General features: G+C 72.4%; 10 protein-coding genes. 6 read left to right on the top strand and 4 right to left on the bottom strand.

Annotated features, from left to right (window positions below; translation table 11 throughout):
- Window positions 1–48: 48 nt before the first annotated feature.
- A complete protein-coding gene (locus tag ACQUQD_RS37945) occupies window positions 49–4329 on the top strand; it encodes an aminotransferase class I/II-fold pyridoxal phosphate-dependent enzyme (RefSeq protein WP_428957755.1) in 4281 nt (1426 codons plus the stop codon).
- A 7-nt stretch (window positions 4330–4336) separates the two neighbouring features.
- Window positions 4337–5071, top strand: coding sequence for a class I SAM-dependent methyltransferase (locus ACQUQD_RS37940; RefSeq protein WP_428956758.1), 735 nt, complete (start codon window positions 4337–4339; stop codon window positions 5069–5071).
- On the opposite strand, the gene ACQUQD_RS37935 is transcribed toward ACQUQD_RS37940, so the two are convergent.
- Complete coding sequence (locus ACQUQD_RS37935) at window positions 5026–6711, bottom strand: glycoside hydrolase family 15 protein (RefSeq protein WP_428956757.1); 1686 nt, start codon at window positions 6709–6711, stop codon at window positions 5026–5028. The two genes, ACQUQD_RS37940 and ACQUQD_RS37935, sit on opposite strands and share 46 nt — an antisense overlap.
- Before the next feature lie 145 nt (window positions 6712–6856).
- Here ACQUQD_RS37935 and ACQUQD_RS37930 point away from each other — a divergent pair, with 145 nt between their 5' ends.
- On the top strand, window positions 6857–7417 hold the full coding sequence (locus tag ACQUQD_RS37930; RefSeq protein WP_428956756.1) for a DUF4232 domain-containing protein: 561 nt from the start codon (window positions 6857–6859) through the stop codon (window positions 7415–7417).
- A gap of 4 nt (window positions 7418–7421) precedes the next feature.
- Here ACQUQD_RS37930 and ACQUQD_RS37925 read toward each other — a convergent pair whose 3' ends face one another.
- Window positions 7422–9296 (bottom strand): discoidin domain-containing protein, encoded by a 1875-nt coding sequence (locus tag ACQUQD_RS37925; RefSeq protein WP_428956755.1) that lies wholly within the window; start codon window positions 9294–9296, stop codon window positions 7422–7424.
- Window positions 9297–9619: 323 nt separating this feature from the next.
- Between ACQUQD_RS37925 and ACQUQD_RS37920 the strand changes: the two genes are divergently transcribed.
- The gene (locus ACQUQD_RS37920; RefSeq protein ID WP_428957754.1) at window positions 9620–11374 is read left to right on the top strand and encodes a coagulation factor 5/8 type domain-containing protein; all 1755 of its coding nucleotides are present in this window, start codon (window positions 9620–9622) and stop codon (window positions 11372–11374) included.
- Here the strand turns inward: ACQUQD_RS37920 and ACQUQD_RS37915 are convergent.
- Both ACQUQD_RS37915 and ACQUQD_RS37910 read right to left on the bottom strand, forming a co-directional pair.
- Complete coding sequence (locus ACQUQD_RS37915; RefSeq protein ID WP_428956754.1) at window positions 11363–11632, bottom strand: DUF5133 domain-containing protein; 270 nt, start codon at window positions 11630–11632, stop codon at window positions 11363–11365. The two genes, ACQUQD_RS37920 and ACQUQD_RS37915, sit on opposite strands and share 12 nt — an antisense overlap.
- 114 nt (window positions 11633–11746) lie before the next feature.
- Complete coding sequence (locus tag ACQUQD_RS37910) at window positions 11747–12466, bottom strand: PP2C family protein-serine/threonine phosphatase (protein WP_428956753.1); 720 nt, start codon at window positions 12464–12466, stop codon at window positions 11747–11749.
- Window positions 12467–12781: 315 nt separating this feature from the next.
- Here ACQUQD_RS37910 and ACQUQD_RS37905 point away from each other — a divergent pair, with 315 nt between their 5' ends.
- On the top strand, window positions 12782–15145 hold the full coding sequence (locus ACQUQD_RS37905; RefSeq protein WP_428956752.1) for an ATP-binding protein: 2364 nt from the start codon (window positions 12782–12784) through the stop codon (window positions 15143–15145).
- 76 nt (window positions 15146–15221) lie between these two features.
- On the top strand, window positions 15222–16952 hold the full coding sequence (locus ACQUQD_RS37900; protein WP_428956751.1) for a sensor histidine kinase: 1731 nt from the start codon (window positions 15222–15224) through the stop codon (window positions 16950–16952).
- The last annotated feature ends 8 nt before the right edge of the window (window positions 16953–16960 follow it).

Below are 16960 nucleotides of genomic sequence, written 5' to 3'. Positions count from 1 at the left end.
GTCCCGGACGCAGGGAGGCGGCTGCCATTGCTGCGAGCACATCGGCTGATGGCCCTGTACGTCGCCCTCGTGGCGGCCGCCACCGCCGTCTACCTCACCGTCCCGTCGACGCACGCCCCTCTGTGGTCGGCGATCGGCCTCTCGTCCGTCGTCGCCGTACTGGCCGGAGTGCGGATGTACGGGCCCGCGCACCGCTGGCCCTGGTACGCCCTCGCGGGGGCGCTGCTGGCCTTCGCTGCCGGTGACACGTACTACAACGTGCAGGAGCAGTACTTCGCGGCGTCGAACCCGTTCCCTTCGCCGTCCGACGGCTTCTACCTGCTGACGTATCCACTGTTCGCCATCGGGCTGTTCGGGCTCGTGCGCCACCGGTGGGCGGGGCGCGATCTGCCCGCTCTGCTCGACGCGCTGATCCTGACCGCGGGGCTTGCGCTGCCGGTGTGGGTCTTCCTCGTGCAGCCGCTGACGCTCGCCGAGGGCATGACGTGGGAGCAGCGCGCCATCAGCCTCGCGTATCCGCTCGGCGATGTGCTGGTGCTCGCGCTGCTGGCCCGGTTGCTCGCCTCGGGGCCGGGGCCGCGGGGCAACCGTTCCGTGCAACTGCTGGTCGCGGGCACCCTGACCCTGCTGTGCTTCGACGTCGCGTACGGGATTCTGCAGCTCAACGGCAATTGGCAGGCCGGGACGCTGCTGGACGGCGGCTGGATCGTGTTCTACGCGGCGTGGGGGCTCGCGGGCCTGCATCCGTCGATGGTGGAGCTGACGGCGCAGTCGCCCCAGGAGCCGTCCCTACTGCCGCCGCGCAGGCGGGTGGTGATGCTCGGCCTGGCAACGCTGATCGCGCCCGGCATCCTGTTCTACGAGGCGCTTTCGGGCGTCACGCACGACGGCGCGGCCATCGCCGCGTTCAGCGCGGTCCTCTTCCTGCTCGTGCTGCTGCGCCTGGGCGGGATGGTGGTGGCGCACCGCAAGGCCGTGGCGCGGGAGCTGGCGCTGCGCACCGCCTCCGCGTCGCTGGTGTCGGCGATCCACCCGCAGGACATCGCCGCGGCCTGCGAGACCGCTGTCGGCACGCTCTTCGGCCCGGACACGCCGCACGCCTCCACGCTGCTGACCACGGTGCCCGACGCCGACGCGCCGAACGGTCTTCCCGAGTCGACCCGGCTGATGTCCGTGACGCGGCTCGGCACCGCGGCGGCCTCCCGCCTGCGCGGCCTCCCGACGGCCCTGGTGTGCCCGATGGTCCAGCCGGACCGGCCGCCCGGCGGCGACCTTCCCGGGGTCCTCGTGGCGGCCGGGCCGCCGAAGCAACTGGGCGAGTTCCGCGGCACATTGGAGATCCTCGCCGCGCACGCGGGCCTCGCGATGGGGCGGATCGCACTGCGCCAGGAAATCATCAGGCGGGAGAGCGAGGCGTACTTCCGCACACTCGTGCGCAACGCGTCGGACGTGATCCTGATCGTCGACGACGACAACGTCGTCCGGTACGCGAGCCCGTCCGCCCAGGCCGTGTTCGGCGGGGTCCAGCCGGTCGGCTCCGTACTGCCGGACCTGGTGGGGCCGCGCGACCGGGAGCGGGCCACGCGGGCCCTGTCGGCACTGCGCACGGAGGGAGCGCCGGAGACGCACGACCACTGGTGGGTGACGCGGGACGGCGGGCGGACCGAGGTCGAGGTGCGGTGCAGCGATCTGCGCGACGACCCGACGGTCGCCGGGATCGTCGTGACGCTGCGCGATGTGACCGAGCAGCGGCAACTGGAACAGGAACTGACGCAGCGGGCCTTCCACGACGCGCTCACCGGGCTGCCGAACCGGACGCTGCTCCTGGAGCGGGTCGACCGGGCCCTCGTGCGCAGTCGTCGTGATCCCGCCCTGACCTGTCTGCTCTTCATCGACCTGGACGACTTCAAGCTGGTCAACGACACGCTGGGGCACCCGGCGGGCGACATGCTGCTGATGGCCGTCGGCGAACGCCTCTCGGCGACGCTGCGCCGCTCGGACACGGCGGCCCGGCTCGGCGGCGACGAGTTCGCCGTGCTGATGGAGGACGCGCGGGAACCCGTCGACGCGGAGCTGCTGGCGGCGCAGATCGTGCAGACGCTCAGCCGCCCGATCCGCCTGCTGGAGGACTCGGTGACCGTGTCCGCGAGCGTCGGTGTGGCCACGGCCCTGGACAGCTCCAACGCCGACGAGCTGCTGCAGCACGCCGATCTGGCGCTGTACGCGGCGAAGGCGGCCGGCAAGCGTCAGTGGCGTCGCTTCAAGCCGCCGCTGCACGAGCGCGTGGTGCGCCGCCACGAGTTGCAGGCGCGGCTCGACGCGGTGGTCAGCGGCGGCGGGTTCGCGCTGCGCTACCAGCCGGTCGTCGATCTGGCGACGGGCTCCGTGGTGGGGTTCGAGGCGCTGGTGCGCTGGCCTCAGGACCCGCGCGGCGCGGTGCCACCGGAGCAGTTCGTCGCGCTCGCCGAGGAGACCGGGCACATCGCGTCGCTGGGCGCATGGGTGCTGCGCAACGCGGCGGCCGGTGCCGCGCGCCTGCAGGCGGTCACCCCGGAGGACCCCCCGTACGTGAGCGTGAACGTGTCGGCACGCCAGTTCCGGGAGGCGGACTTCGTCGACCAGGTGAAGGCGGCGCTCGGCACCCCGGGCCTGGCCCCCGGATCGCTCCAGCTGGAGCTCACGGAGACGGTGTTGATGCGGCGGGACAAGCAGATCGACACGGTCGTGCAGGCCGTCAAGGACCTCGGCGTGCGGATCGCCGTCGACGACTTCGGCACGGGCTTCTCCAGCCTGCGCTATCTGCGCGAGTTCCCCATCGACGTACTCAAGATCGACAAGTCGTTCATCGACGACATCGCGACCGACGCACGGCAGGTCGCCCTCGTGGAGGGCATCGTGCGCATCGCCCGCACGCTGGGCCTCGGCGTCATCGCGGAGGGGATCGAGGACCCCGCACAGCGGGACCTCCTGTCCGGCATGGGCTGCCGGTTCGGACAGGGCTTCCTCTTCGCCCGCCCCCTGACCCCCGAGCACGCCGCGGCGCTGCTCGACCGCCCGCCACCGAAGGAGACGAGCGTCATGAGCGATGCGGCATCCCGGCCCCCGGATGTGCGGCGCGATCCGCGCTGGGGCGATCTGGAACGGCTGCGCCGTACCAACCCGATGAGCGACGCGGTCCTCGACGAGGTGCGCGGGCGGCACATCCGCAGCGGTGACCACTGGCTGATCGACTTCGCCTCCTGCAACTACCTGGGGTTCGACTGGGACCCCGAGATCATGGAGGCGATCGGCCCGGCGGTGAAGCAGTGGGGCACGCACCCGAGCTGGTCGCGGCTGCTCGGCTCGCCGCGCCTGTACCCGGACATCGAGGAACGGCTGGCCTCGCTGCTGGGCGCCCCGGACACGCTGCTGCTGCCGACGGCGACGCTGATCCACGCCTCCGTGATCCCCGTCCTCGCCGGTCAGGGCCAGGTGTTCGTGGAGGCCACCGCGCACCGCACCGTGTACGACGGGTGCGTCGCCGCGCGCGGGCAGGGCGCGACCCTGCACCGCTTCCACGCGGAGCGCCCCGACGAGTTGGAGGGGCTGCTGCGGGCGGCGCCGCCCGGGGTCTCCCGGCTCGTGTGCCTCGACGGTGTCAACAGCATGAGCGGAAATGTGCCGGACCTCCCGCGACTGGCCCGGCTGTGCCGGTCGTTCGAGGCGACGCTGTACATCGACGACACGCACGGCTTCGGGGTCATCGGCGAACGGGGCGCCACCGAGCCCTGTCCTTACGGGGCACGCGGCAACGGTGTCGTCCGGCACCTGGGCGAGTCGTACGACGGGATCGTCCTGGTCGGCGGGTTCTCCAAGGCGTACTCGTCGCTGCTGGCGTTCCTAGCACTGCCGACGTGGCTGAAGGACCACCTCAAGACGTCCGCGGCGCCCTACCTCTACTCGGGCCCGTCCCCGACGGCGTCGCTGGCGACCGCCCTCGCCGGGCTCGACGCGAACGAGAAGCGCGGCGACACGCTCCGCGCCGACCTGTACGCGAAGACGAGACGCGTCCTCGACCATGTGCGCGCGCTGGGCCTGGAGACGCTAAACCGGGACGGACTGCCCATCATCGAGATCCCGTTGGGTCAGGCCTCGGACGTGGACGCGGTGGCCCGCTTCCTGTGGGACAGCGGCATCTACGTGACGGTGGCCGCGTACCCGCTGGTGCCGCACGACCGGGTGGGCTTCCGCATCCAGCTCACGGCGCTCAATTCCGACGAGGACATCGACCGGCTCAACGCGACGCTGACCCGCCTCAAGGAGCGGTTCGCGCTGCGCGAGAGGGAGTGAACGGCCGGTGCCCGCGCGGACGTTCAACGACGACGTCGACTGGGACGGCTGGCCGGTCGACGCCTACCTCGCCGAGAACTACCGGGAACTGCACCCCTCGGATGCTGCCGTGATCGCGCATCACAGCGCCTGCTACCGGAGGCTGGACACGGACAGTGTGGAGCGGTCGCTGGAGTTCGGCGCCGGGCCGAACCTGTATCCGCTGATGCTGGGCGCGGCGGTGTGCCGGCGGACGGACGCCGTGGAGGCTGGGGCAGCCAACGTCGCTTATCTGAGGCGGCAGTTGACCGAGGGGCCCGACGCCAGCTGGTCGCCGTTCCACGCGCTCGCGCGGGACCTCGACCCCCGGATCCCCGCCTCGCCGGGCGCGGCGCTGGCCCGGGTCCGCGTGGTCCACGGCGATGTGCGCGCGGTGCCACAGGGGCGGTATGGACTCGCGTCGATGAACTTCGTCGCCGAGGGCGTGACCGAGGACTTCGCCGAGTTCACCGCGCTGTGCCGGCAGTTCGTCCGGTGTGTCGTGCCCGGCGGGACGGTGGTCGCGGCGTTCATGGAGAACATGCCGACGTACCGGATCGGCGAGACGACCGTCTGGCCGGGCTGCCCGGTCGACGTGCACACCGTCCGGTCCGTGTTCGCGCCGCTGACCGGGGAGCTGACCGTGACGCGCATCGACGCCGACCCGACCCTGCCCGACTACGGGGACTCCGGCATGGTGCTCCTGTCGGCGGTCAGGCGCTGAGCCGCGCTCAGGGCGAGGGCCGTGTCGACGAGCGCGAGGTGGCTCGCCGCGCTCGGCGCGTTGCCGAGACGCCGGCCCGTGCGCGGATCCCGGCGTTCGGCGAGCAGCCCCAGGTCATTGCGGCCGGCGAGGACCCGCTCGAAGGCGGCCACGGCCGCGGGGACGCGCCCCGTTCCGGCGAGGCCCTGCGCGCGGAGCAGCGTGTCGGCGACGCGGGGCGCGGCCTCCTGCGGCGCGTCGAGGGCGGCCCGGACGCGGGGGTGCGTGGAGGGCAGGAGGCCGAGCCCCGGCATCAGCAGGTCGGCGGGGACCCCGGCTCCGTCACTCGTGACCTGCCGCCGGATCGCCTCCCGAAGGTCCGCCCAGTGGGCAGCGTCGTCGGGGCGGCCGAGCAGTTCGGAGACACGCGCTCCCCGGTCGAGCGCCGCCCACGCCAGGACACCCGAGCGGGCATCGATGCCGGGCCCCGCGTCCGGCCAGGCCCGCGCGACCGCCCGGGTCAGGTCCGCCGCGAACCGCCCCGAGCGCAGTCCCGGCACGGGAAGCCCTGCGAGCAGCGCCGTGTGGAGGGCGGCGAGGACCTCCCCGTAGGCGTCGAGGCGGAGGCGATGCGCCGTGGCGTCACCGAAGCGCACCCGGTACCCGGCAGGGCCGTCCGCGAGCCAGGGCGCCTCGGTCTGCCGCAGACGCCGCTCGCCCGCGAGCCCGTAGACCGCCTGCAGTGCGCCGGGGTCCCCGGCGGTGGTGCGCAGCAGCCACTCCAGCCACCGTGTCGCCTCCTCGCGCAGGCCGCAGCGCAGCAGGGTGACGAGGGCGCGGGCGAAGCCGTCGAGCCGGCAGGAGCGGCCGTCCCCGTCGTGCTCGCCGTCGGGCCCGTACGGCAGCGAGGTCGTCGGCGCGGACAGTACGGCGCCGGTGGGGGCGTAGGTGAGGGCCTTCCACGTGATCAGGGAACGCACGACAGCAGGCCGCCAGGGGCCCTGGTAGGCGCAGGTCGCGGTCCAGCGGCGCCAGAACGCGAGGGTCTCCTTGAGGAGGGTCGGCGCGGGCACGGTCGCCTCGGCCGGCGGTTCGGCCAGGTGCGAGGGAGCCCAGACCAGGGTCACGGTGCAGTTCTGCCCCGCGGTGACCGTGGCATCGAGGGTGCTGGTGCCGGTGGCGGCATCGAGGGTCTCCCGGCCGTGGCCTTCGGTGCGGACCCACACCGCGTCGGGCCCGGCCACGGCGACCGTGCAGGGCCCCACGGCCCGCAGCCAGGGCACGACGCGTCCTTGGTGGAAACGCAGCCGCAGGACACCGCGGACCGCGACGGTGCCGCGGACCCCCTCGATCCGGCGCACGAGGCAGGGGCGGGTGGCGCGCGGCGGCATGAAGTCCGTGATCCGCACGGCGCCGTCCGGCGTCTCCCACACGGTGTCCAGGACGAGGGTGTCGGCGCGGTAGGCCCGGTGCGCGCGAGCGGCCGGGCCGACGGGGGCGACTCGCCAGAAGCCGTTGGCAGGGCTGCCGACGAGGGCGGCGCAGGCCGCGGGCGAGTCGAAGCGGGGCAGGCACAGCCAGTCGACGGACCCGTCGCTGCCGACCAGCGCGGCAGTCTCCAGGTCCCCGAGGAGGGCGTGGTTCTCGACGGGAAGGTCCATGATCGAAAACGACGCCGCCATACACAAAGCCGCACATCCAGGATAGGCTCACTTGTCCGTATTGCGACAGAGTTACCTTTTATTACTCCATGTGCCCGTCGCAGTGCGTCATGACGGACCACCGACCACGGAGTGGGGACCCCCGATGCGCGCTCGTCACGTCACCGCGGCCATGGCGGCCGCCCTCACCCTGACCGCCCTGGCCGCGCCAGCCGCACTCGCCGCTCCCGCTGCCGCGGCCCGGGCCGAGCTGCCGCGCTGCGCCGAGAAGGACCTCACGGTGCGCGCCGAGCCGTCCGACGACGCCGACGACGTCCTGAAGCTGAGCGTGCGCAACGACTCGGCGCGGGCCTGCCTCGTCGACCGCGTCCCGACGATCACCTACGGCGATCTGGACGGGGCGGCCCTGCCGCTGCCGACGGTGCCGCACGCGGGCCGGACGCTGGCCGCGCACGGCACCGCCTACGCGGCGGTCCGCTCGGTGTCGGACTCCGACGACGCCGAGAAGGAGGCCCGCACCGTGATGTACGTGAACGTCGCCGCCGTTCCCGACCACGACGGGCGTACGTTCCAGGCGCTGAAGCTGGGCGCCCCGGCCGGCGTGCGCGTCTGGGAGCCGGTGACGACCCTGTGGCAGTCGTCCCCGGACCGGGCCGCGCAGGTGCTCGAGGAGGAGACCACCGGCCGGGGCACCCTCGCGGTCTAGGCGGTCACCCCTTCTGCTCCACCCGCACCCAGTCCACCTCCGCCTGGACACCGCCGCGCGCGACAGCGTCCACGCTCGACTGCGGCAGACCCCAGTAGGGCTGGGTGACCTTGTTCCAGCCGGCCGGGTAGGCGCCGCCGAGCGCGAGGTTGAGGATCAGGTACTGGTTGTGGCCGAAGACCCACTGGCCGCGCGTGGACTCCAGCTTGTTCCTGGTGGTGCGCTGGACGAGGCGGTCGTCGACGGTGAAGCGCATCTCGGTCGGCGTCCACTCGACACCGTAGGTGTGCCACTGGTCGGCGCGGCCGCCGTCGGCATAGTGCTGGAGCGCGCCGATGTTGCCGTCCGCCGAGTAGCCGGGGCCGTGCAGCGCCGAACTGGTCCAGTCGCCGTAGCCGATGTTCTCCATGATGTCGGTCTCGCCGGACGCGGGCCAGGACACCGACGGATCGTCCACGTCGCTGCCGAGCAGCCAGAAAGCGGGCCAGAACCCGTCCCCGACCGGCAGCTTCATCCGTGCGCTGACCTTGCCGTAGGTGAAGTCGAGCTTGGTGTGGGTGTCGATGCGGCCGGACGTGAAGTCGTAGGTGCCGCCGCCGGCCTGAGTGCAGCCCTTGCAGTACTTGGCCGCGAGGACCAGGTTGCCGCCCGCCGTGCGGACGGTGTCGGTGGAGTCGACGTAGGCCTGGGACTCGCCGTTGACCGGACCCATCTCCTGGCCGGTGCGCACGACGCGCCACTTGGAGCGGTCGAGAGCGGCGCCGGTGAAGTCGTCGAAGAACGTCGTGCGGTACGTGCCCGACTGGGCGCCCGGCAGCGGCGGGTACGCGGCGCCGGCGCTGCCGCCGGTGCCCCAGACCTCGAACTCGTAGAGTGAGTAGCCGAATTGGGCGGTGGCCGGGGCCGGGTTGTAGAAGGACCGGCGTTCCTTGCCGAGCATCCGGACGTAGCGGCCGGTCGCGGGGGTGGGCAGGCGGACCGTGTCGCGGCGGCCGGCCGCGTCGCCGGGCGACTTGATGTCGGCGCGGCGGGCGGCGACCTCTGCGGCGCTCGGGCGGTACACCGTGCGCCAGGTCCTGTTGTCGTCGGAGACCTGGAGTTCGTAGTCGACGGCGTACGCGGCCTCCCAGTACAGGTCGACGGTGTCGATGGTGGAGGCGGCGCCCAGGTCGACCGAGACCCAGCGGTCCGCGTTCCAGTCGCTGGACCAGCGGCTCTGGTCGGCCTTCAGGTCGGCGGGTCTGCCGCCGTCGGTGACGAACGCCGGTGAGTTCCCGGCGTGTTGGTAGTAGTTGCTGTACGCGGGGTGGTGCAGGGCGAGGTTGGTGCGGGTCGTGGAGGCGGGGGCCGGGGCGCCCCCGTACACCTTGAACGAGTAGAGGGAGTAGCCGTAGGGCGTGGCACGCTCGATGCCGCGCAGGCGGACGTAGCGGCCCGTCACCTCCTGCGGGTAGGTGTGCGCGGTGACACTGCCGCCGGTGCCGGCGTCCTCGGTGTAGAAGGGCTGCCAGTCGGTGCCGTTCTTCGAGACTTCCAGGGCGTACTGCTTGCCGTAGGCGGCCTCCCAGTCGAGGGTCACGCGGTCGATGCGCAGGGTCGCGCCGAGGTCGACGCGCAGCCAGGCGTTGTCGGAGAAGGTGCTGGACCAGCGGGAGCCCGCGTCACCGTCGACAGCGGCGCCGGGACCGGTCCCGGCGTTCTCGCTGCCGGACGCGGTGACGGAGGCGGGGTTCGCGGCGTACGCGGCCGCGGCGAGGTCGGTGTTCCAGTCGGCTGCCACCGCGGCGGTGCGGGGTGCGGCGGTGGTCGGGGGCGCGACAGCCGTGGCCAGGGCGGCCAGGACCGCGGTGGTGCTGAGCAGCAGGAGGTGGCGACGCATGTCTCTCCTTCACGGAAACCCTCACGGACTCGGAAGGGAGAGCGCTCTCGGCGGAACGTACGAGGCGCCCCGCCGCGTGTCAACAGGGACCTGCGAGGAACACGGCGCGCACGCGCTTTCCATCACCTCCTGAAGCCCCAACTACCCTTTCCGCGGCTTTTGTTGACACTGAGACCCCACGAATCCCGCGAACTTCGGTCACAACTCTTGACGCTGGATTCACGCACCTGAAACATGCCACGCCAGGAGAGCGCTCCCACCACCCCCACTCGTTCACTTCATGAACCAGGAGAGCCGCTGTGCCCCACCTCCCCCACCTCCCCATGCCCTTGTCCCGCCGCAGCGTCCTCGGCGCGGCCGCCGTCTCAGCAGCCCTCCCCGCGCTGGGCTCGGCGGTCGCGTCCGCGGCCCCGGCCGCACCCCGCGAGACACTCGCCGGCGGTGGCGACCTCGGGCCCAACGTGATCGTGTTCGATCCCGCCACGCCCGGCATCCAGGCCAAGCTCGACGAGATCTTCAAGCAGCAGGAGTCGGCGCAGTTCGGTGCCGGGCGCTACGCGCTGCTGTTCAAGCCCGGCTCGTACAGCGGTCTGAACGCCCAACTCGGCTTCTACACCTCGATAGCGGGCCTGGGCCTGTCCCCCGACGACACGACCATCAACGGGGACGTGACGGTCGACGCGGGGTGGTTCAACGGAAACGCCACCCAGAACTTCTGGCGCAGCGCGGAGAACCTGGCGCTGGTGCCGGTGAACGGCACGAACCGGTGGGCGGTCTCGCAGGCGGCGCCGTTCCGCCGGATGCACGTGCGCGGCGGCCTCAACCTGGCGCCCGACGGCTACGGCTGGGCCAGCGGCGGCTACATCGCGGACAGCCGGATCGACGGCAGCGTGGGCCCCTACTCGCAACAGCAGTGGTACACCCGCGACTCGTCCGTCGGCGGCTGGCTCAACGCCGTCTGGAACATGGTGTTCTCCGGTGTCGAGGGCGCGCCCGCGCAGAGCTTCCCCGACCCGCCGTACACCACGCTCGACACGACGCCGGTCTCCCGCGAGAAGCCGTTCCTGTACCTGGACGGCGCGGACTACAAGGTGTTCCTGCCGGAGAAGCGGACGAACGCCCGCGGCACCAGCTGGGGCAGCGGCACCCCGCGCGGCACCTCGGTGCCGCTCGACCAGTTCTACGTGGCGAAGCCCGGGGACAGCGCGGGCACCTTGAACAGCGCCCTGTCCCAGGGCCTCCACCTCCTGCTGACGCCCGGTGTCTACCACCTGGACGCCCCGATCCAGGTGGACCGCGCGGGCACGGTCGTCCTCGGTCTCGGCTACGCCACGCTCGTCCCGGACGGCGGGGTGGGCGCGCTGAAGGTGGCCGACGTGGACGGGGTGCGGCTCGCCGGATTCCTGATCGACGCGGGGACCGTCAACTCCCCCACCCTGCTGGAGGTCGGCCCGCAGGGCGCGTCCGCGGACCACTCCGGCGACCCGATCACCGTGCAGGACGTCTTCGTCCGGATCGGTGGCGCGGGCGCCGGCAAGGCGACCACCAGCATGGTGATCAACGCGCGGCACACCATCGTCGACCACACCTGGGTGTGGCGCGCCGACCACGGTGACGGCGTCGGCTGGGACACCAACCGCGCCGACTACGGCATCGTGGTCAACGGCGACGACGTGCTGGCCACCGGCCTGTTCGTGGAGCACTTCAACAAGTACGACGTGCAGTGGAACGGCGAGCGCGGACGCACGATCTTCTTCCAGAACGAGAAGGCGTACGACGCCCCCGACCAGGCGGCGATCCAGAACGGCTCGGTGAAGGGCTTCGCCGCGTACAAGGTCGCCGACTCCGTGACGAATCACGAGGGATGGGGACTCGGTTCGTACTGCTACTACAACGTGAACCCGGCGATCCGGCAGGACCACGGCTTCGCGGCACCGAACACGCCGGGGGTGAAGTTCCACGGTCTGCTGGTCGTGTCACTGGGCGGACAGGGCCAGTTCGAGCACGTGATCAACGACATCGGCGCGGCCACGTCGGGCACCGACACGGTGCCGTCGACGGTGGTGTCATACCCCTGACGCCTGCGGGCGCGCCGCCCCCTGGGGGCGGGGCGCCCCGATGAGCGAGTCGTCGTGGACGCGGGCACCGGGCAGCCGGTGCCGGGCCGCGACCAGGGCGGTGTCGATGTCGCGGGTCCCCGTGGCGACGCAGAGCGTGTACGTCACGTCGTCCAGGCGGCGCCGGGCCTCGGCGCCGCCTGCGTCGGCGTCGAGGGCGATGAGCGCCTCGTACTGGCGGATCAGATCGGCCAGCAGGGTGGGGTGGGCCAGCAGCATCGGCGGGGCTCCTTGTCGTGGCGCGGCGGGTTCGACGCCCGTGTGCCCCGAGCCCGGGTCCGCAAACGGAGGGAACGGTCCGCCCTCCGGGAGGTGGTGCCGGGCCGACGGCCGCTACCTGCTGCGGGGGTGCAGCGGCTCCACGGCCAGCAGCGAGGCGTCGTCCTGCAACTGCCCCTGCGCGTGGTGGAGCAGGTCCGCGGCGAGCGCGGCCGTGAAGCCGGTGAGGGGCGTGGAGCTCAGCTCGGCGGCGCGTTCGGCGAGCGGGTAGAAGGTGCCGGTGGCGTCGCGGGCCTCGGAGGCGCCGTCCGTGTGGAGCAGCATCCGGTCCCAGGCGCTGTGCGGTATCGGCTGGGCCGCGCACCAGCCGTGGGCCAGGTCGAGCAGGCCGAGCGGGGGCGCCGGGGCGGGCACGGCGGCGGGCACCGCGCCGCCGTCGCGGAGCAGCAGGGGAGGCGGATGGCCGCAGCAGACGAGTTCGGCGGAGCCGTCCGGGACCACGGTCACGAGGGTGGCCGTGACGAACCGGTCGGGCTCGTCCGAATGGGCGACCAGGGAGTGCAGGCGTACCGCGAGTACCTCCAACGAGCGCTGGACCAGCGCCAGTTGACGCCATGCTTGGAGCACGGAGTCGGCAGTGCGGGACAGTTCGGGCCCCTTGCCCATGACGTCGCCGATGAGCAGCCGGGTACCGAACGGGGTGTCGACGACGCCGTGCACGTCGCCGCCGCTGCTGCCGTCACGCCCGGAACCCGAGGTCAGGCGGCGGGCACTGACCTTCAGGGTGCCGACCGTGTCCGGGAGCGAGCTGGTCGTGCGCGGGCGGGTCGTCATGGGGGCCTTCCAAGAGCGAGCCGGGCCATCGGATCCGGCGGGCGATGGCGGCGCGGCCGGTGTGACGTTCCGTGAAGTGTAGCCATTCGGATGCACTGTGTGACGGATTCTTTGAAGTGCGTACCGAATGCACTCCAGGCCTCCGGATCGTGGCACGGACAGACCTGCGCGGCGGGGTAGTTTCCCACCTCTGCCGCCCGTGCGCGTGGCGATCCGGTGAAGCTGTCCGGAACACGACCGGATCCTTCTAGCGTGAGGGCACAAGGCGCGCCGTCCTGTCCGTCGCTGCCCGCACCGTACGGAGTGAGACCTCTCATGAACCGCAGTTCCGGCCGTCGCACGTCGGGTGAACTGCCCGCCGAGGCAACCAGTTTCGTCGGCCGGCGACGAGAGCTGGCACAGCTGGCCGACGTGCTGACACGGGCCCGGCTCGTGACGCTGACCGGCCCCGGGGGCGTCGGCAAGACCCGCACCGCGGTGCGCTCCGCCTACGAACTGCGCGACCGCTTCCCGTCCGGGGTGCACCTGGTGGAGCTCTCGGCGCTGAGCGACCCGGAGCTGCTCGCGAACACCGTCGCCGCCGCGCTCGACCTGCCCGAGCAGACGGCCCGCCCGCCGATCGAGGTGATCGCCGACTATCTGGAGGGCCGGAACCTCCTGCTGCTGCTCGACACGTGCGAGCACCTGGTCGACGCGTGCGCGGTGCTGTGCGACGAACTCCTGCGCGCCGCACCGGGACTGAGGATCGTGGCGACGAGCCGGCAGCCGCTCGACGTGGCCGGCGAGCACGTCCTCGCGATCGGGCCGCTGAGCGTGCCCGAGCCGTCGGCCGTCGGCACGGAGCCAGGCTGCGACGCGCTGGACCTGTTCGCGGACCGGGCATCGGCGGCGGTGCCCGGCTTCACACTCAGCGACGACAACCGGGCCGACGTGCTGGCCCTGTGCCGTCGCCTCGACGGGATACCGCTCGCCATCGAACTCGCCGTGTCCCGGCTGCGGGTGCTCTCCCTCGACGAGATGCTGACCCGCCTCGACGACCGGTTCCGGCTCCTGACGGGCGGGCGCCGCACCTCGATGCCGCGCCACCAGACACTGCGCACCGCGATCGGCTGGAGCCACGACCTGTCCACGCCGTCGGAGCGGCTGCTGTGGTCCCGACTGTCCGTGTTCGCGGGCGAGTTGAGCCTGCAGGCCGCTGAGTCCGTCTGCGCGGACCCGGCCGGCGACGCCGCGCTGCCGGCCGACGACGTCCTGCCCGCCCTGATCGGCCTGGTCGAGAAGTCGGTCGTGATCAGGGTGGAGACCCCCGACGGCACCCGCTACCGCATGCTCGACACGATCCGCGAGTTCGGCCTGGAGCAGCTCGCGGCGCTCGGCGACGAGGAGCCCACCCGGCGCCGCCACCTCGCGTACTTCCTGGACGTGGCCCGGTCCTTCGACGAGGAGTGGACGGGCGACGCGCAGATCCCGCTGCTGCGGGCACTGGTGCGCGACCGGGCGAACGTCCGGATCGCCCTGGAGTACTGCGTGGCCTCGCCCCCGCTCTCCTGTCAGGGATTGCGGATGGCGACAGCCCTGTGGGGGTACTGGCACGCCACGGGCCTGCTCACCGAGGGCCGCTACTGGCTGCGCCGCACCCTGGACGGCTGCCGCGACGAGAGTCCCGAACGGGTCAAGGCGCTGTGGCTGACCAGCTGGTACATGGACATCCAGGGTGAACGCGGCCTCAACAAGGCTCTGTTGGAGGAGGCCGCGGAGATCGCCGCGCGCATCGACGACCCGGTCGGCGCCGCGTGGACACTCGCCTTCCAGGCGCACCGCCGCTACTTCCTCGGCCGGATGGAGGGCTGCGCCGCCGACTTCGAGGAGGTGCGCACCCGGATGACGGCGCTCGGCGACGACACCGGCCTGCTGATGCTCGGCTTCTACGGCGGGTTCATGATGATCCTGTCCGGGGACCACGAGAAGGGCATCGCCTGGTGCGACGACTCCCTCGTGCGCGGTGCCGCGCACCCGGCCGAGCAGTGGGCCCGGGGCTGGGCCCTGTGGGTCAAGAGCGTCGGGCTGTGGCTGCAGGGCGATCACGAGGCCGCCGTCGCGTGTTCACGGGAGGGCATGCTCAGCAAGGCGGCGCTGCACGACCTGCTGGGCATCGCCCACTTCATGGAGGGGCTCGCCTGGCACGCGGCACAACTGCGGCACTTCGAGCGGGTCGCCCTGCTCCAGGGCGCCGCGGACGCGCTGTGGCGCCGGTCCGCGAAGGAGGCGAGGTTCGGGATCCCGGTGCTGCACGCGCTGCACGCGGGTGCCGCGGCTCAGGCACGGTCCGCGCTGGGCGCCGACGGCTACCACCACGCGTTCACGGAGGGCGGCCTGCTTCCCCTGGACACCGTGGTGGACCTGGCCCTGACCGACGAGTCGGCGGCCGCCCCGGACGTGCCGCCGCAGCGCACGGGGCCCGCCGACGGACTCACGCCGCGCGAGCGGCAGGTCGCCGCGCTCGTCGGCGAGGGTCTGACCAATCGGGAGGTCGCGGCCGAGCTGGTCGTGTCCAAGCGGACGATCGACTCCCATGTGGAGCACATCCTCACCAAGCTCGGTTTCACCTCCCGTGCCCAGATAGCCGCGCTGCACCGCGCCACGGAGCCGGACGCGCCCGTTCCGTCACCCGAGCTGTGACGAAGCAGGTCACGGCGGGGACACCAGCCGCTACCGTGAGTGGAAGAACGTGCACCCTAGGTCCCGCGGAGGTCGGATGGGCGACGACGCTGCACGGGGGACCGGGCCCCTGCCGAGGCTGCGGCTCGACGAACTGCTGGAGGAACTCCAGGTCCGGATCGACGCCGTGCGCGGCACCCGCAACCGCCTCCAAGGTCTCCTGGAAGCGGTCCTGTCGGTCGGTCAGGAACTGAACCTCTCCCAGGTGCTGCGCCGCATCGTGGAGGCGGCGGTGGTGCTGGTCGACGCCGAGTACGGCGCCCTGGGCGTCATCGGCGAGGACCGGCGCAGGCTGTCGCAGTTCCTGCCGGTCGGCATCAGTGACGACCAGCGGGCCAGGATCGGCGACCTCCCGTCCGGGCACGGGCTGCTCGGTGAGCTGATCCGGCATCCCGAGCCGCTGCGGCTGTCCGACCTGGCCGACAGTCCGGCGTCGTCCGGGTTCCCCGCGCACCATCCGCCGATGCACACCTTCGTGGGCGTCCCGATCCGGGTGCGCGACGACGTGTTCGGCAACCTGTACCTCACCCAGAAGCGGGGCGGTATCGACTTCGACGACGAGGATGTCGCGGTCCTCCAGACGCTGGGCGCCGCGGCGGGCGTCGCGATCGAGAACGCGCGCCTGTACGAGGAGGTCCAACTGCGCGAGCAGTGGATCCAGTTGAGCGCGGAGTTCACCGGCAGCCTGTTGTCCGGCACGGCGGAGATGCCGGTCCTGCACCTGATGGTGGAGCGTGCGCGGGAGATCGCCGCCGCGGACCTCGGGATGGTGGCGCTCGTCGTCCCGGGCACCGACGAACTCCACGAGACCCTGGCCCTCGGGGAGTTCGCCGCGGCCCACCACGATGTGACGCTGCCGCGCAGGGGCACCTTCGCGGGCGCCGCGCTGGCGGCCGGCGAGCTCGTCACGACGGACGACGTGCGCAAGGATCCGCGGATCACCTACCAGCCGGCGCGCTGGGAGGGCGTCGGCCCCGCCGTCGCCGTGCCCATCGGCACGAACGCGAGTGTCCGCGGGGTGCTGACGCTCGCCCGCCGCGCCGAGCGACAGCCTTTCGCCGCGGCCGAGTTGGCGCCGCTGGTCGGGTTCGCGGGACAGGCCGCACTCGCCCTGGAACTGGCGGACCGGCGGCGAGACGCGGAGCAGATGAGCCTCCTGGAGGACCGTGACCGTATCGCCCGGGACCTGCACGACCTGGCGATCCAGCGGCTGTTCGCGACCGGCATGACGCTGCAGAGCGCGCAGCGGTTCGTGCAGCACCCGGAGGCGGCCGAGCGGCTGATGCGGGCCGTGGACGATCTGGACACCACCATCAAGATCATCCGTTCCACGATCTTCGGGCTGCGCGAGCAGGAGGCGCCGCAGACGGCCGCCGGGCTGCGGATGCGCACGGTACGGGTCATCGAGGACGCGGCGCGCGTGCTCGGCTTCACTCCGGCGCTGCGCATGGAAGGTCTGATCGACGTGGATGTGCCGGCCCCCGTCGGCGACGACGTCGTGGCGGTCCTCGGCGAGGCCCTGACGAACGTGGCGCGGCACGCGCGGGCGACCTCCGCCGAGGTCGCGCTCGTCGTACGCGGCCGGGCCCTGACCCTGACCGTGGAGGACAACGGCGTCGGCATCCCGGACACGCCGGACGGGCACCGCAGCGGTCTGGCGAATCTGGCGGCACGTGCGCGGGGCCGGGGCGGCACGCTCACGACCACGGCACGGGAGGCCGGGGGCACCCGCCTGGAGTGGCAGGTGCCGTTGAAGGACGGGGGCTGACAGCGCCG

The sequence above is a fragment of the Streptomyces sp. cg35 genome (genome assembly GCF_050410835.1).
Lineage (GTDB): Bacteria > Actinomycetota > Actinomycetes > Streptomycetales > Streptomycetaceae > Streptomyces.
The sequence above is the reverse complement of the archived record's forward strand: the minus strand, read 5'-3'. Positions and strand labels throughout refer to the sequence as shown.

Bases quoted from the DNA above. Each gene is read 5' to 3' on its own strand.
- ACQUQD_RS37900 (WP_428956751.1), top strand. From the start codon at position 15,222: ATGGGCGACGACGCTGCACGGGGGACCGGGCCCCTGCCGAGGCTGCGG.
- ACQUQD_RS37935 (WP_428956757.1), bottom strand. From the start codon at position 6,711: ATGGACCTTCCCGTCGAGAACCACGCCCTCCTCGGGGACCTGGAGACT.
- ACQUQD_RS37925 (WP_428956755.1), bottom strand. From the start codon at position 9,296: ATGCGTCGCCACCTCCTGCTGCTCAGCACCACCGCGGTCCTGGCCGCC.
- ACQUQD_RS37930 (WP_428956756.1), top strand. From the start codon at position 6,857: ATGCGCGCTCGTCACGTCACCGCGGCCATGGCGGCCGCCCTCACCCTG.
- ACQUQD_RS37910 (WP_428956753.1), bottom strand. From the start codon at position 12,466: ATGACGACCCGCCCGCGCACGACCAGCTCGCTCCCGGACACGGTCGGC.
- ACQUQD_RS37905 (WP_428956752.1), top strand. From the start codon at position 12,782: ATGAACCGCAGTTCCGGCCGTCGCACGTCGGGTGAACTGCCCGCCGAG.
- ACQUQD_RS37915 (WP_428956754.1), bottom strand. From the start codon at position 11,632: ATGCTGCTGGCCCACCCCACCCTGCTGGCCGATCTGATCCGCCAGTAC.
- ACQUQD_RS37945 (WP_428957755.1), top strand. From the start codon at position 49: ATGGCCCTGTACGTCGCCCTCGTGGCGGCCGCCACCGCCGTCTACCTC.
- ACQUQD_RS37920 (WP_428957754.1), top strand. From the start codon at position 9,620: ATGCCCTTGTCCCGCCGCAGCGTCCTCGGCGCGGCCGCCGTCTCAGCA.